Annotated in this window: 12 protein-coding genes; 8 read left to right on the forward strand and 4 right to left on the reverse strand. The window is 65.6% G+C overall.

Features of this window, described 5'->3' with window-relative positions; genetic code table 11:
* Positions 1–109 precede the first annotated feature (109 nt).
* The 8 genes from ABC728_RS07890 to cydX all read left to right on the forward strand — a co-directional run bounded on the left by ABC728_RS07890 (position 110) and on the right by cydX (position 10,329).
* Positions 110–2,287 (forward strand): sensor histidine kinase, encoded by a 2,178-nt coding sequence (locus ABC728_RS07890; RefSeq protein WP_416617898.1) that lies wholly within the window; start codon positions 110–112, stop codon positions 2,285–2,287.
* Entirely contained in the window at positions 2,284–2,931 is a 648-nt protein-coding gene (locus tag ABC728_RS07895; RefSeq protein WP_416617899.1) for a response regulator, read from the forward strand. The genes ABC728_RS07890 and ABC728_RS07895 overlap by 4 nt, the downstream gene beginning before the upstream one ends.
* Positions 2,932–3,009: 78 nt before the next feature.
* Complete coding sequence (locus ABC728_RS07900) at positions 3,010–3,924, forward strand: DUF2189 domain-containing protein (RefSeq protein WP_416617900.1); 915 nt, start codon at positions 3,010–3,012, stop codon at positions 3,922–3,924.
* A gap of 143 nt (positions 3,925–4,067) precedes the next feature.
* Positions 4,068–5,657, forward strand: coding sequence for a thiol reductant ABC exporter subunit CydD (gene cydD, locus ABC728_RS07905; RefSeq protein WP_416617901.1), 1,590 nt, complete (start codon positions 4,068–4,070; stop codon positions 5,655–5,657).
* The gene (locus ABC728_RS07910) at positions 5,654–7,339 is read left to right on the forward strand and encodes an amino acid ABC transporter ATP-binding/permease protein (RefSeq protein WP_416617902.1); all 1,686 of its coding nucleotides are present in this window, start codon (positions 5,654–5,656) and stop codon (positions 7,337–7,339) included. The genes cydD and ABC728_RS07910 overlap by 4 nt, the downstream gene beginning before the upstream one ends.
* Positions 7,340–7,432: 93 nt before the next feature.
* Complete coding sequence (locus ABC728_RS07915) at positions 7,433–9,013, forward strand: cytochrome ubiquinol oxidase subunit I (RefSeq protein WP_416617903.1); 1,581 nt, start codon at positions 7,433–7,435, stop codon at positions 9,011–9,013.
* A gap of 5 nt (positions 9,014–9,018) precedes the next feature.
* On the forward strand, positions 9,019–10,173 hold the full coding sequence (cydB, locus tag ABC728_RS07920) for a cytochrome d ubiquinol oxidase subunit II (protein WP_416617904.1): 1,155 nt from the start codon (positions 9,019–9,021) through the stop codon (positions 10,171–10,173).
* A 27-nt stretch (positions 10,174–10,200) separates the two neighbouring features.
* Entirely contained in the window at positions 10,201–10,329 is a 129-nt protein-coding gene (cydX, locus tag ABC728_RS07925) for a cytochrome bd-I oxidase subunit CydX (RefSeq protein WP_416617905.1), read from the forward strand.
* Between the two features lie 87 nt (positions 10,330–10,416).
* Here the strand turns inward: cydX and ABC728_RS07930 are convergent, their stop codons facing one another.
* The 4 genes from ABC728_RS07930 to ABC728_RS07945 form a co-directional block, all read right to left on the reverse strand.
* Positions 10,417–12,594: a TonB-dependent receptor gene (locus ABC728_RS07930; protein ID WP_416617906.1), complete on the reverse strand. Its 2,178-nt coding sequence runs from the start codon at positions 12,592–12,594 to the stop codon at positions 10,417–10,419.
* Between the two features lie 218 nt (positions 12,595–12,812).
* Entirely contained in the window at positions 12,813–13,613 is an 801-nt protein-coding gene (locus ABC728_RS07935) for a hypothetical protein (RefSeq protein ID WP_416617907.1), read from the reverse strand.
* Positions 13,606–13,917, reverse strand: coding sequence for a hypothetical protein (locus ABC728_RS07940; RefSeq protein WP_416617908.1), 312 nt, complete (start codon positions 13,915–13,917; stop codon positions 13,606–13,608). The genes ABC728_RS07935 and ABC728_RS07940 overlap by 8 nt, the downstream gene beginning before the upstream one ends.
* A gap of 6 nt (positions 13,918–13,923) precedes the next feature.
* On the reverse strand, positions 13,924–15,483 hold the full coding sequence (locus ABC728_RS07945; RefSeq protein ID WP_416617909.1) for an ABC transporter substrate-binding protein: 1,560 nt from the start codon (positions 15,481–15,483) through the stop codon (positions 13,924–13,926).

Raw genomic sequence — 15,483 nt, forward strand, 5'->3', positions numbered from 1 at the left:
AGCCATCCGGCCCGTCTATCTTCACGGTTGCCGTGTCCTGGCCGGAGAGGCCATATTCCATTGACCTGCCGCAGAGTCCGGCCGCCGACAGGTTGGCATGGGGGATGAATTGCTGCCGAGATTGACACCCGTTGCCGTCCTGTCCCTCTTCACCACCCTGGGCGTTCTGGCCGTCCTGGCCCTGGTGGCGACCGCGGTGAACCAACCCTGGCTGGGTCTTTCCCTATCGGCGGACGCGGATGGCAACAAGGTGTGGATCGCGGCCGTCGATCCGGACGGCCCGGCAGCGGGCCTGCCCGCGCCCGCGCACCTGCTGTCCCTCCGTGGCGCCGATGGCGGGGCGCTGGCGCTGCGGACCGGGGACCTGACACCGGAACCCGACATCATCGAAACGTACGAGGACATGCGTGCCTTCTTCCATCGGCAGACGGCCATCCGGCAGATGCTGGGAAGCGGGCAGGTCGGGCTTGAGCTGGTCATGGCCGACGGCAGTACGCACTGGCATGAAATGCTGCCTGCGCCCCACCGATTGCCGGACAACATGCCGGCGGAATTCTGGTTGCAGGTCCTCGTTGGCTTCACCAGCTACATGGTGGGCATCTGGGTCTGGTCCCTGCGGCCGGGCGACACGGGCCCGCGCCTGTTCGCCATCATCAGTACAGCCATACTGATCTTCGCGGGGGCCGCCGCCATCTATTCCACCCGCGAACTGGCCATTGATGGCAGCCTGTTCCGTACCCTTTCCAGCATCAACCATGGTGGTGCGCTGCTGTTCGGGGCCACCATGATAGCACTGCTTCTGTCCTATCCGCGGCCTTTGGTGCCTGCCGGCTGGCGGCTGGTGCCCATCGGGGTGTTTGGCCTGTGGTGGCTGGTGGACACGATGCATCTGCTGGATGGACCGCCGGCCGGCTCACATCTGCCCACCATGATCGAGATGCTGGGCATTGTCGCATGCGCCGGGCTGCAATATTGGTGCACCCGGGGCGATCCGCGGGCCCGCGCCGTGCTGCGCTGGTTCGGCCTTTCCGTGACGGTGGGGGCCGGTCTGTTCGTGATGATGATCATCGCCCCCAATCTGGTCGGGGCCGCCCCTGTGATGTCGCAGGGGCACGGGTTCCTCTTCTTCCTGCTGATCCATATGGGGCTGGCACTGGGGGTCGCCCGTTACCGGCTGTTCGCCCTGGATCGCTGGGCTTTCCGCATCCTTTTCTATCTCGTTGGCATCCTGCTTCTGATCCTGGTGGATGCGGTACTGATCTATGTCGTCGCGGTGGAGCGCGCACCGGCCTTCGGCCTGTCACTGCTGCTGATCGCCTTTCTCTACCTGCCTTTCCGGGACACCATGGCGCGCTGGCTCTCCGGGCAGCGGCGGGCAGACCGGGGCCGGTGGTTCCAGCAGGTGGCCGACGTGGCGCTGGCACCGACGGGGGCTTATCGCCGCTCCCGCTGGGCGGCCCTGCTGGAGGAGGTGTTCTCCCCCCTGCGCATCATGCCCGCCGATCCGGTGAACATGCCCGCACTCACCTCCGAAGGGCTGGGCCTGCTGATCCCCGGCATCGGCAAGGCCGGAGCCGGGGAATTGTCGCCCCTGCGCCTGGAATATGCCCAGGCCGGCCGGCGGCTCTTCTCGCCGCGCGATGTGGCGCTGGTCGGCGAACTCTGCGCCATGCTGGCCCACATCATCGAAAGCCGCCGTGCCTATGAACAGGGTGTGGCGGCGGAGCGCGGCCGGATCACCCGCGATATGCATGACAATATCGGCGTGCAGTTGCTGGGGGCGTTGCACAGCCGCGATACCGCCCGCAAGGACGGACTGATCCGCGAAACCTTGAGCGATCTGCGCGACATCATCAACAATGCAACGGGCAACGGCGCGCCATTGGGCGAGGTGCTGGCCGACCTGCGGGTGGAGATCGTCGACCATCTCTCCGATGCCGGCATTGAGGTGGATTGGGACGCCCAGCCCGTGGGGGGACTGGATCTGGCTCCACAGGCCATCCATGCCCTCCGCTCCATCCTGCGGGAGGCATCGGGCAACATCATCAGGCATGCCGGCGCCCGCTCGGCCCGCATCTCCATGCGGCGGGAGGATGACTGGCTGGTCGTGATCATCCAGGATGACGGGCGGGGCTTTGACCCTGCGGACGTGCAGGCGGGCAACGGTCTGGTGAACATGCGCACCCGGATGTCGGGTCTGAAGGGACAGGTTGCCGTCGCAAACGCCCATCCCGGCACCCGCATCACCGCCCATTTCCCCCTGGCCGGCACGGGAGAGACGCCATGAAACAGGTGCTGATCGTGGAGGATGTCAGCGAGACACGCCGCTGGCTGGTTGAGATCGTGCGGGCCGCCTTCGGCGACTGCGAGATCGAGGAGGCGGTGAACATGCGGGCCGGCATCTCTGCCGTGGCGCGCAGCGACTTCAACCTGGCCCTGATCGATCTCGGTCTGCCGGACGGGTCCGGGCTGGAGGTGCTGCGCAACATCCGGCTGCTGCGCCCGGAAACGGCCTGCGTCGTCACCACGGTCATGGGGGACGACGCGCATATCGTGGCCGCCCTTTCGGCCGGGGCCGACGGCTATCTGCTGAAGGAACAGGCGCCGGAGGTGATCACCCGGCAATTGAAGCAGATTGCCCAAGGCGTTCCCGCCCTGTCCCCCTCCATCGCCCGGCGCATCATGGAACATTTCAGGCTGACCGGCCCCAGCGCCACGCAGGACGAGAACCTGACGGCCCGGGAACGCGACGTGCTGGGCCTGATCGGCCGTGGCTTGCGCAACGCGGAGGTGGCGCGCGCCCTGGAACTGACGGAGAACACCGTCGCAGGCTATATCAAGTCCATCTACCGCAAGCTGGGCATCTCCAGCCGGGCGGAGGCCTCGTGGCATGCGGCCCGGCTGGGACTGGCCCATCCCACGGGCCGCTGAAAGCCGCGCGGGAGGCTGGGCACACCCATCCTTCCGGCCTGCCGAAAGGGCTAGGCGGGTGCGGCAAAATAGTCCACCATGACCTCTGTGATCACCCCGGAAGAGGGCGACGCGACCCTGTCGTTGCAGGTGGCCTGTCGATACAGGCGGGAGGAAATGATGGTGGCTGTTCAGGACAAGGAAGCGATGCTGCCGCTTCCGACCGATCACGTCCCGGTGCCGGCGGCCCGCCGGCTGACCAATCTGGATCTTCAGGCTGCGCTGGCCGATGGCTGGGACGATTTCCGGGCCGAGCCGGCCTATGGCCTGGTGTTCGGCGGATTCTACGCCCTGTTGGGACTGGGCGGGCTCGCCGCCTTCCTGCTTCTGGGCTGGACCCATATGCTCTTCCCCGCCATCACGGGCTTCCTGCTGGTCGGGCCCGTCGCGGCGCTGGGCCTATATGATATCAGCCGGCGGCGCCAGCTTGGCCGGCCTGTGGAAGGGGGGCGCGTCTTCTTCGCGTTCCGTCGCCATGGCGGCAGCCAGATCGGGCTGCTGGGCTTCTTCCTCGTCTTCGCCGCGATTGCCTGGATCAAGATCGCCACGCTGATCTATGCGCTTTATTTCGGACCGGCACCCATGGCACTGGCCAACCTGTGGGACGCGGTGACGCACAGCATGTTCGGCCTGCAGTTCGCCCTTACGGGGATCGTCGCGGGGGGTCTGATCGCCGGCACCATCTTCGCGCTCTCCGTCTTCGCGGCACCCATGCTGCTGGACAGGGATATCGATGTGGTGACAGCCATGATCGCCAGCCTGCGGGCGGTGATGCTGAACCTGCCGCTGATGCTGGCCTGGGGCGCCATGGTGGCTGTGGTCATCGGTTTTTCCATCGCGGGCGGTCTTCTTGCCCTGATCGTCACCCTGCCCTGGCTGGGACATGCCACCTGGCACCTTTATGTGCGGGCATTGGGCAACGCCCCGTCACTGGTCAGCCCCGACGGCCATTGATAGCTGCCCGGCCCGCCATCCGCCGGTTGTCCTACAGGTGGACAGGGCCCGTCGCCGGAACGGGACATCTTGTCTCCCCGGCTTGCCGGGACCGGTGTGAGCGTTCATGAATGCGGGCCTCCCGTTCCCGGTCCGACCGCAGCATGACAAGCCCCACCGCCACCCTGCCCGCCGAACCCGGCCTGCGGACAGCCGCCCTCCTTCAGGCATCCGCCGCCTTGCTGTGGATCGCCCAGGCCTGGCTGCTGGCACAATCCATTCAGCATCTGGCCGGCACGAACCCGTCGCTGGTAGACATCCTTCCGGCCACAGCCCTGTTCGTGGCCATCGGCCTGCTGCGCATCATGCTGGATGCAGCCGGCAACCGGATGGCCTTCGTCACTGCGCGCCGCATGCTGACCCGGTTGCGCCGGTCGGCGCTGGATGCCCTGGCTGCGCGCGATCCGTTGGACCCGGCCTTCCCCCCGTCCGGGGCGGCCGCCAGCCTGCTGGCGGAACAGGCGGAAGGGATCACGCCCTACCTGCAGCGCTATATCCCCGTTCGCTGGCGCCTCATGCTGGTGCCGCCGGCCATTCTGCTGGCCGTGGGGTGGTTTTCATGGGTGGCGGCGCTGATCCTGTTGGTGGCCGCGCCGCTGATCCCGCTTTTCATGGCGCTGATCGGGATAAGGGCCGGCAAGGCCAGCCAGGACCAGCTTGCCGCCCTGGGCGACATGACGGGGTTGCTGATGGACCGGCTGCGGGGCCTGCCGGCCATCCGTGCGCTGTCGGCCACCGATGCCGTGGCGGAAAGACTGTCTGAACTGGCCGTGGGTGTGAAACGCCGGACCATGGCGGTCCTGCGCATCGCCTTTCTGTCTTCCGCCGTGCTGGAGCTTTTTTCGGCCCTGGGTGTTGCCCTGGTCGCCATCTATGTCGGCTTCCATCTGCTGGGCCAGGTGGGGTTCGGTGCCTGGAGCGGCAGGCTGGACCTGGGCCAGGGCCTGTTCATCCTGCTGCTGGCGCCCGCCTTCTTCGAACCGCTGCGCGATCTGGCCGCTGTCTGGCATGACAGGGCCAGCGGCGAGGCGGCGCTGCGCGCCCTGTCCACCCTTGCCGATACCGGGCAGTCCACATGCACACCATCCACGGAACGGAAAGGACCGCCGGATGACGGGCTGGCGGTGGCACTTTCCGGTGTGGGCTATAGCTATCCCGACGCCGCCAGCCCCGTGTTCGAGGGCTTCGACCTGTCGGTGCGCCCGGGGGAGACCATCGCCCTGTTCGGCCCCAGCGGCTGTGGCAAGTCAACCCTTCTGGCGCTGATCGCAGGCCTGCTGCGGCCGGCCACCGGATCGGTCCGCATCGCCGGGACGCCGGGATGGGTCGGGCATCGGCCCTACATGCTCAATGCGTCGCTGGCCGGCAACGCCACGCTGGGGCGCCCCGGACTGGCAGCAGGGCCGGTACTGGCGGACCTGCTGCCGGGACAGGACCCGGCCCGCCGCGTGGGTGAAAACGGCGCTGGCCTGTCGGGCGGTGAAGCACTGCGTCTGGCGCTGGCCCGTGCCATCGCCGACCCGGCGGCCAGCCTGATCCTGGCTGATGAGCCGACGGCCCATCTGGACCGTGACACGGCGGCTGCCGTGACAGACCTGCTTCTGCGGGCGGCACGCGGCCGCACCCTGCTGGTCGCCACGCATGACCCGCTGCTGGCGCGGCGTATGGACCGTGTGGTGGAGATCACGCCATGAACAGGGATATCGCCCTTTTCCTGCGCCTGTTCCGGCGGGCGGCACCGCGCGCCTTCTGGTCGGGTCTGCTGTTGTCAGCCCTGACAATAGTGGCCGGTACAGCGTTGCTGGGGCTGTCGGGCTGGTTCATCACAGCGGCCGGCATTGCCGGCGCCGTGGCCGCCACGGCGCTGGCCTTCGACGTGTTCAGGCCGGGGGCCGGCGTGCGGATGCTGGCCATCACACGCACCGGCGCCCGTTACGCCGAGCGGCTGGTCACACACGATGCCACCTTGTCGGTGATTGCCGACCTCCGGGTCCGCATGTTTCGGGCACTGGCCCGCCCCGGACAGGGGCAGGCGCTGGACAAGCGCCCCGGCCGCCTGCTTTTCCGGCTGACGGGCGATCTGGATGCGCTGGACGGTCTCTATCTGCGGCTGGCGGTTCCGCTGGCCGCCCTGCTGCTTCTATCGCTGGGCCTGGGCATCGCGCTGACGCTGGTCGTCGGCTGGCCGGGTCTGCTGTTGGGCCTGGTTCCGGCCGGCCTGGGGGCAAGCCTGCTCTGGTCGCTGGGTCGGGCCAGCCGGGGCCCCGGCGGCCGGCGCGCCGCCGCCCTGGAATCCCTGCGCCTGCGCCTGCTCGACCGGCTGGCGGGCCGGGTGGACTGGCGGATGACAGGCAGGGAACAAGCCATGGACGGCCTGACCCTGGCCGCGGAACGGCGGCTGGCCGAAGCGGACGACCAGTTGAACAGGCTGGAGGTCAAATCCGGCCTGGTTCAAGGGCTTGCGGCGGTCCTTCTGCCGGCGGCCGGCTTGCTCGTGGCGGCATTCCTGGTCGAGGCCGGACGGTTGGGGGCGGCGGGCGCCGCCCTGGTCCTGCTGACCCTGCTGGGCGCGTTGGAGCCGCTGGCCGCCCTGCGTCGCGGGGCCGCCGATCTGGGCCGCATGGCGCGGGCGGCCCGGCGGGTCGCCACGGGCCTGGGATCAACGTCCGGCAGCCCGCCATGCCCGGCCACACCCCCGGCGGGATCCGCGCTATGCCTGGACCGGGTGCGCCACATCCAGCCCGATGCGCAGGCGCCCCTGTTCGATGGCCTCTCCCTTTACGTTCCCATAGGCCAGCATGTCGCCATCACAGGCGACAGCGGGGCCGGCAAATCCACGCTGCTGGCGCTGCTGACGGGCGAGGCGGCACCTCTGTCCGGTCAGGTCGCCGCCCTGCCCGCCGCCCTGCTGGCACAGGACACCACCTTGTTCCGGGACAGCATTGCCGCGAACCTGCGCCTGGCCGATCCCTTTGCCAGCGTGGAAAGGCTGTGGCAGGTGCTGGCCGATGCCGGCCTGGAACGAGTCGTGCGCGAAATGCCGGCCGGACTTGAAACCCTGCTGGGAGAAAGCGGCCATGGCCTGTCCGCCGGGCAGCGGCGGCGACTGACGCTGGCCCGGTTCCTGTTGCAGAACAAGCCCCTATGGCTTCTGGACGAGGTGACGGAGGGGGTGGATGCATCTGTCGCAGGCACCATATTGACAAATATCAAGGCAAACGGCCGTGACCGAACTATTCTGCTGGTCACGCATCTGAGGCGTGAGGCCGCCCTGGCCGACAGGTTGATCCGATTGCAGGGCGGGCGGGTGGTCATGGATGAGGCGCGCGGCACGCCGGCCTTTGACACGGCATTGCAGGCCCTGCGCCAGGACTGACCCCCTACCCCACCTTATCCGCCTTGGACGGGAGCCCCGCCATCGGGACGGGGCAGGCGTTGGGGAGCGCCGGGGACACCGGCGGGCAGACGCATGGAGTTGGACATTGTCGGGCTGTCGCGCCTGCAATTCGCGCTGACGGCCCTTTATCACTTTCTCTTCGTACCCCTGACCCTGGGCCTGTCGGTCATCATCGCCATCATGGAGACGGTCTATGTCATGACCGGCCGCGTGATCTGGCGGCAGATGACCAAGTTCTGGGGCACCCTGTTCGGGATCAACTTCGTGCTGGGGGTGGCGACCGGCATCACCATGGAATTCCAGTTCGGCATGAACTGGTCCTACTACAGCCATTATGTCGGCGACATCTTCGGTGCGCCGCTGGCCATCGAAGGGCTGATGGCCTTTTTCCTGGAAGCGACCTTTGTCGGCCTGTTCTTCTTCGGCTGGGACCGGATGACGAAGCTCCAGCATCTGGCCGCTACATGGGCCGTCGCCATCGGTTCCAATTTCTCCGCGCTGTGGATCCTGATCGCCAATGGCTGGATGCAGAACCCCGTCGGCGCGGTCTTCAACCCCGTCACCATGCGCATGGAGATCGAGGATTTCTATGCCGTGATCTTCAACCCCGTGGCGCAGGCGAAATTCGTACATACCGTGTCGGCCGGCTATGTCACGGCGGCGGTGTTCGTGCTGGGCGTGTCGGCCTGGTATCTTCTGAAGCACAGGCATGTGCTGCTGGCCAAGCGGTCGATGGCCGTCGCCTGTTCCTTCGGCCTTCTATCGTCGCTATCGGTGGTCGTGCTGGGGGATGAAAGCGGCTATCTGGCCACCGAACATCAGAAGATGAAGCTGGCCGCCATCGAAGGGATGTGGGAGACCGAACCCGCCCCCGCCAGCTTTACCGCCATCGGCTTTCCCAATCAGGCCGCGCGGGAGACACATCATGTCATCCAGATCCCCTGGGCGCTGGGCCTGATTTCCACCCGGTCGCTGAACACGGAGGTGCCGGGCATCAACGAACTGGTGGCACGCGGGCGGGAGCGGGTGGAGAACGGCATCCAGGCCTATGATGCGCTGGAAACCATCCGGACCGCCCGCGGCGTGGCCAATGTCGATCCATCCGTGAAGGCCATGTTCGAGGATCACGGCGCCGATCTCGGCTATGCCTATCTGCTGAAGCGTTATGTCGATGACCCGCGCCAGGCGACGGCGGAACAGATCGACAAGGCGGCCTGGGACCTGGTGCCACAGGTGGGGCCGCTGTTCTGGTCATTCCGGATCATGGTGGGGCTGGGCTTCTTCTTCATCGCGCTGATGGCCGCCTTCTTCTGGCAATCGGCCCGCCAGCGGCTGGGTGAACCCCGCTGGCTGCTGAAGCTGGCGGTCCTGGCCATCCCACTGCCCTGGATCGCGGCCGAACTGGGCTGGTTCGTGGCCGAATTCGGACGCCAGCCCTGGATCATCGAAGGCGTGCTGCCCACGGCGATGGCCGTTTCCAGCCTGGGCGTGACAGACCTGCTGATCACCATCGCCGGCTTCACGCTGTTCTACAGCGTGCTTTTCGTGGTGGAGGTGAAGCTGATGCTGCGCGCCATCGCCAAGGGCCCCGAACCCGATGATGAAGCGGCCCCCTCGCATCGCCTGCAAGCTGCCCCCCAGCCCGCGGAGTAACGGCCATGATCCTGCATGAGCTTATCGATTATGAAACGCTGCGCCTGATCTGGTGGGTCCTGTTGGGCGTACTGCTGATCGGCTTCGCGGCGACCGACGGGTTCGACATGGGGGTCTGCACGCTGCTGCCCTTCATCGGCCGCACCGATCTGGAACGGCGCACGATCATCAACACGGTCGGGCCTGTCTGGGAAGGCAATCAGGTCTGGTTCATCCTGGGCGGCGGCGCCATCTTCGCTGCCTGGCCACCGCTTTACGCCGTGTCCTTCTCCGGCTTCTATCTGGCCATGTTCGTGGTGCTGGCGGCGTTGATCCTGCGGCCGGTGGCGTTCAAGTACCGGTCCAAGCATGCCGATACGCAATGGCGCAGCCGCTGGGACTGGGCGCTGTTCATCGGTGGTTTCGTGCCGCCGCTGATCTTCGGCGTGGCGGTGGGCAATGTGCTGCAGGGCGTGCCCTTCCGGCTCGACCCGACCTTGCGCGCCTTTTATGACGGGTCGTTCTTCGGGCTGTTGAACCCGTTTGCGCTGCTGTGCGGGTTGCTGTCGGTCACGATGCTGATCATGCACGGGTCGGCCTGGCTGGCGCTGAAGACCAGCGGCACCATTGCCGGCCGCGCGCGCACCGTCGGGCTGGTGGCCGCACTTGCCACACCGGCCCTGTTCGCGCTGGGCGGGCTGGCGCTCTATCTGTGGATCGACGGCTATCGCATCAGCAGCGCCATCATCGCCGATGGCCCCTCCAACCCTCTGCTGAAAAGCGTGGAGACGGCCCCCGGCCTGTGGTTCGGCAATTATGCCAGATGGCCGCTGCTGCTGGTCGCCCCACTGCTGGGCCTGATCGGACCGCTGCTGGTCTGGTACGGGCTGAAGGCCGGACGGGAGGTGGGGACGCTGCTGGTTTCCGCCCTGTCCCTGTTCGGGATCATCGCGACCGTGGGCGTTTCCATGTTCCCGTTCATCCTGCCTTCCTCCGTCGACGCCGCCAGCAGCCTGACGGTCTGGGACAGTTCCTCCTCGCATCAGACGCTGTTCATCATGCTGGTGGTGACATTGATCTTCCTGCCCATCGTCATGGCCTACACGGCCTGGGCCTATCGCATCCTGTGGGGCAAGGTCGATCCTGACGCTATCCGCGATGGCCAGGGCCATCATTATTGACCCCATCCGGACATAAGGAGAAAGAATATGTGGTATTTCGCCTGGATGCTGGGCCTTCCCCTGGCCGCGGCCTTCGCCGTCCTGAACGCCATGTGGTTCGAGATGCGCGAGGACATGGCCGCAAACGGCAACGCGCCGGGTGACAACCAGGAATGACCCAGGTCGTCACCCCGAACCCATGAAAAGAAGGGGCGGGCCGCGACAGCGCCCCGCCCCTTGACATTGATCAGGCTGGCGACCCGATCAGAACTTTGCTTCCAGCGTCAGCCCCACCTGCCGGCCGCGCGGCAGGGAAACCTGGTAACCGCGCGGGCTGCCCGTCACGCCGAAATCGACGTAACGGATCACGCCCATCGGGTCGAGATTGTCGAACAGGTTCTTGACGAACAGGGTGGCGCGGTAATCACCGAAGCTCACACCGGTGCGGGCATCCACCTGGTCACGGCTGCCCGTGGATGCGAAATTGCCCACCTGATCATATTTCTTCGAACGGTAGGTGTAGACGACGTTGAAGAAGCCATCCATTTCCTCCGTCACGGGGAAATCGAAATCGGACACGACGGAGAACTGGTACTTCGGTGTGTTGGGTGCCGTCTTTCCCTTGATGGAACTGTCGCCCGTCAGGCGGCCGACTTCGGCATCGGTGCCGCTCTTGTATTCCGGGTCGTTCAGGGAAATGCCGGTCGACAGGCGCCACCAGTCGGTCAAGGCCGCCTGGGCCTCCACCTCGATGCCCTTCACCTCCAGCGAGCCGGCATTGGCGATGTAGGAGATGGAACCCGTGCCGAAGATGGCGGACTGGGTAAGCTGCTGGTCCTTCCAGTCGATGTAATAGGCGGCGACGTTCAGGCGCAGCCGGCGGTCCAGCAGATCGGTCTTCAGACCCAGTTCATAGTTCCAGGCGGCTTCCTCGTCATAAAACACCTGATTGCCGGTCAGGCGGGCATCGGAATTGAAACCGCCCGGCTTGTTGCCGCGGGCCACGACGCCATAGGCCATGACATCGCTGTTGAAGCGATAATCCAGGGTGAAGCGCGGGTTCCAGCTCTTGAAGGTCTTGGACAGATTGTAGTTGTTGTCCCCACCCTTCAGCCCCAGCTTGTCCACCGCATAGCGCAATTCGGCACCGGCGGTCAGCGCGTCGGTCAGGTCGACATTGACCAGGGCAAAGCCGGCATAGTTGCGGATGGTGTTGGTACCGTTGTTCTGCAGGCGGTTCAGCGGATACATGAACCGTTCGGTCGACCGGTCCTCATCATACATATAGGCGCCGACCAGCCAGCGGAATCCGTCCACCTTGTCGGCGGCGATGCGGACTTCCTGCGAGAAGCTTTCGATATAGATGCCGTCACGGGCATGCAGAGTGCCACCCGCACCCGTGATGGGCTGGAAATCCAGGTCGGCCTTGCGATCCTCGTCGGAATTCGTGTAGCCCGTGATGGAGGTAAGCTGGATGTCACCGGCCTGGTAATTGACGATGGCCGCAGCACGCGAGGTTTCGCGCGTCAGCCCGCCGCCATCCACGGCATCCAGATTAAGGCTGATCTGCTCCGGCGATGCCTGGACGACGCCGCAATAATACTGGAAGGCCGTGCCGGCAGCATTGGGGAAGCAATTGTTGCTTGCCGCCCGCTGCAGAACGGTGGCGTCGTGCCCATCCTTGTTCTTGCCATAGGAATAGCGCAGCGTGATATCCAGATTGTCGCTGGGCGTGAACAGCAGGGCACCGGAGACCGCCTTGGTCTCCTCATCCCCGATCTTCTTGCCATAGCGGCTGTCGGCGGGGTTGTTGTTCCGGTATTCGCCGCCATAGGTGTAGTAGTTGCCGGCAAGCTGGAAGGCCAGCTTGTCTTCGATCAGCGGCCCGCTGATCATGGCCAGCGCGTTATACTCATCATGCTGGGCGGCGGTCAGCTTGACCTCCCCCTCCATCACATCGGACGGCTTGCGGGAGACGTAGGAGATGGCGCCGGAGAAGGTCTGGCGGCCATAAAGCGCAGACTGCGGCCCCTTGATCACCTCCACCTGCTCCACGAACGCCATTTCGGTGCCGAACAGGCTGTCGGGAATGAAGACACCATCCAGGAAGGACGCGGCATTGGGCGTGCCCAGGATGGAAGACTGGCCACGGATGGCCGGCCGGTCCAGACGGCGGCCGAAATCCTGGTCATACGACAGGCCCGGCACCATGTTGGAAAGCTGGCCGATATCTTTCACGCCCAGCCGGTCCAACGCATCGCGGTTCATGGCTGTCACAGCCACGGGCACATCCTGCAGGCGTTCGGAAATCTTGCGGGCGGAGACAACGATCTCCTCCAACTGCAAGGGGGGCTCCGTCGTCTGGGCCTGCACGGCGGCGGGCACAAGAAGCCCGGCCAGCGGGGCACAGCAGATCAGCCGCGCCAGGACCTTCGTTTGCATCTTAACCTCCTGTCTGCTCGCCTGTTTGTGCGGATGCGGCGCCAGCGGCGTCCCGTCCATCCTTGTTGTATTTTTTTAAATACAATATGGAGGCAGAATGGTTCCGTCGGAATGGCTTGTCAACGGCTTTATGGCCGTTTCAGCGCAAAAAATGAGTTATTGTTATATCAATTTTTTGATTTCCCGGCCCGTATGGGCGCGCAGGGAGAGACAACCGGTCAGGTCGCCATTTGTTGAAAATCCGGGCAGATTTCGGGCCGGATCCGGGCTGCGAATGATGTCAGCATAGGGCCGGGGCGGGGAAATTCCGGGTCCAGCACCCGACAGCCGGCCCAGGCCAGCGCGAGGTTCGATGAGAGGAGCAACTTGTTCCTTGATGTAGACGACTGAGCTGCCCGAGCCAGAGATATAAGGCTGGGCATACCGGTACCCATCATCAAAACCATGTCGGCCGGCCGGGCCATCGCATCGGCCAGGGCAGCCGATATGGCGTCCCCCCGCAGGGTATAGATCGCATGGTAGCCCGGTTCCGGGTTGCGCACATCGATCACGTCCACCAGATCAAGCCCTGCTGCCTGCCAATAGGCCAGGGCTGGTTCCCGCAGGTCCGGCGGATAGGGATTGACCAGAACGGCACGGTGGACACCGGCTTCGGCGGCTGCGGCCCGGATCGCCTGCGCCGCCGTCAACAGCCGCACACCCCGGTCACGCCAATGGGCGACCAGGGCCGCCTCCCGTTCGGCGCCCAACAGATAGGACGTGCCCGTGCAGGCGAAAAGCGCGGCATCCAGCGCAATGCCGCCGAAACTCTCCAGGCTCTGGTCCAGCGTTTCAGCATAAAGCATCAGCCGGCGCAGCAGCGACGGATCCGTGCTGTGCATGCGGGTGGTCAGCATGGTGATGCCCGTGCCGAACAGACGCTGCATCTCCGGTTCCACCGTCGGATTGCCGGAGGGGGTGAGGACGCCCAGCACCCCACCCGCGCCATATTCCAACCGCTGTCCCGCTGCCTCACTCATCGCGGGGCGCGTCCTGGCGCGTCAGACCGGCCAGCACCCGGGCCATCAACCCGTCGGTCGCCATCTGTCGCTCCGTGCTGGCAGTCGCGTCCAGCGGCATCGATTTCAGGGTGCCGACATCCACACCGCGCAGGCTGGCCACCTCCCGTTCCAGCCGGTCAATCCGGTCATTGGCGACCGACAGTTCCAGCAGCAGTGCCATGGCGATGCGCAGCACCGCTTCCGTTTCCGTATTGTCCAGGCTGGACGGGCGGGCGCCACGGGCCAGGCTGGACAGTTCCACAATGGCATCGGCCGGTTTCATGGCTGTTTACTCCGTCGGCTGGTTTGCCCCGCCGGCCCGGACGATGGACCGGTAATCCGGTACCCGGTTGCGGATGGTGATGTTGGCAAGGCGGGGGGAATGGGAGAACAGGTCGATCTGATCGACCAGGAAGGCGGCAGGTGCCGCCTGCTGATAATCGCGCGCCAGCGCACGCATGCCGGACAGCCTTTCCCCGTCATCCATGATCTGTGCCACCTGCCCCAGCCGGTCGGCCAGGGCGGGGTCGCAGAAGAAGGGTTTGGGGCGACGGCAGGAGAATACCTCCATCGGCCGCAGCGCATCATTGTAGGGGGAACTGTTCCATGATGCGCCGAAGGCATCAGCCGTCCAGCTATTGGTCAGGAACTTCTTCAGGTACTGGGGGAAGGTGACGATCTGCAACGTCATCTCCACCCCGACATTGCGCCAATACTGTGCCACCGCCTGATAGATCAGCGTGTCGGCCGGCAGGCTGTCGATCACGACTTCGGCTGCGATCACAAATCCGTCAGCAAACCCCGCCTGGCGCAACAGATCGCGCGCCTTGACGGGGTTATAGGGATAGGGTTCCAGATCGGGATCATAGCCGAACGTGATGGCGGGCGCGGGCTGTCCCGCTGGCGAGGCATGGCCTTCCAGAAGGATGTCGGCCAATGCCTGCTTGTCGATGGCGTAATTCAACGCCTGCCGCACCCTCACATCGCGCATGGGCGCATCCGGGGCCGTCCCCTCCACCCGGAAGGCGATGGACATCACCTGCATGGACGGGGTGATGACGACAGGAAAGCGATTACGCTTCAACCGTTCCAACTCGTCGATCTCCACCCCCGCAATATCGACATCACCGGACAGCAGGGCCTGGGCCCGTACCGCCGCATTGGGCAATTCCATGAAAGTCAGGCCCGTCACGGCACTGGGGCGCCAGCGATAGGGGTTGGCCACGGCCTGGGCCTGCCGCCGCCGCTGATCCCAGCCTTTCAGCAGGAAGCTACCGGTCCCGACCGGCTGTTGGGCGAAACCATCCGGCCCCAACTGGCGCCACAGGTCCGGCTCCACCATCATCACGGCGGCCATCCGCTTGGGCAGGATGGGGTCGGGCTCAGCCGTTTCCATCTCCACCACCAGCGGGTCGATGGTGCGCACGGCCTTCACGCCGCGCAATTCATTGCCGATGACGGAACGCCGCCCTTCCGGCGACATCAGCCATTCCATGACGGCGGTGACGGCATCGCCATCAAACACCCGGCCATTACCAAAGCGGACATCACCGCGCAGGTAAAAGCGCCAGACGGTCGGGCCCACCGGCTCCCAAGCCGTCGCCAGGGCCGGCTGCAACCGGCCCTGTTCATCCAGTTCCGTCAGTGCATCAAAGATGGCGGCCCAGACCTGCGACCCCGGCCGGCCATTGCCCCGGAACGGGTTGCCCAGGCTGGCCGGAAGGGAATTGACCGCCATGCGCAGTTCCAGCGGTGCCGGCTCCGCCGCCATCGCTGTCGCCAGCACGGGGGCCGGCGGGCAAATAGCCGTCAGCAACAGCAGGGGAAGCGCCAGAAGGGTTCGTCGCAT

This window comes from Niveispirillum fermenti (genome assembly GCF_052474395.1).

Excerpts from the sequence above, each read along its gene's own strand:
- ABC728_RS07895 (WP_416617899.1), top strand. The coding sequence starts at position 2,284 with ATGAAACAGGTGCTGATCGTGGAGGATGTCAGCGAGACACGCCGCTGG.
- ABC728_RS07900 (WP_416617900.1), top strand. The coding sequence starts at position 3,010 with ATGACCTCTGTGATCACCCCGGAAGAGGGCGACGCGACCCTGTCGTTG.
- cydD (WP_416617901.1), top strand. The coding sequence starts at position 4,068 with ATGACAAGCCCCACCGCCACCCTGCCCGCCGAACCCGGCCTGCGGACA.
- ABC728_RS07910 (WP_416617902.1), top strand. The coding sequence starts at position 5,654 with ATGAACAGGGATATCGCCCTTTTCCTGCGCCTGTTCCGGCGGGCGGCA.
- ABC728_RS07915 (WP_416617903.1), top strand. The coding sequence starts at position 7,433 with ATGGAGTTGGACATTGTCGGGCTGTCGCGCCTGCAATTCGCGCTGACG.
- cydB (WP_416617904.1), top strand. The coding sequence starts at position 9,019 with ATGATCCTGCATGAGCTTATCGATTATGAAACGCTGCGCCTGATCTGG.
- cydX (WP_416617905.1), top strand. The coding sequence starts at position 10,201 with ATGTGGTATTTCGCCTGGATGCTGGGCCTTCCCCTGGCCGCGGCCTTC.
- ABC728_RS07930 (WP_416617906.1), bottom strand. The coding sequence starts at position 12,594 with ATGCAAACGAAGGTCCTGGCGCGGCTGATCTGCTGTGCCCCGCTGGCC.
- ABC728_RS07935 (WP_416617907.1), bottom strand. The coding sequence starts at position 13,613 with ATGAGTGAGGCAGCGGGACAGCGGTTGGAATATGGCGCGGGTGGGGTG.
- ABC728_RS07940 (WP_416617908.1), bottom strand. The coding sequence starts at position 13,917 with ATGAAACCGGCCGATGCCATTGTGGAACTGTCCAGCCTGGCCCGTGGC.
- ABC728_RS07945 (WP_416617909.1), bottom strand. The coding sequence starts at position 15,483 with ATGCGACGAACCCTTCTGGCGCTTCCCCTGCTGTTGCTGACGGCTATT.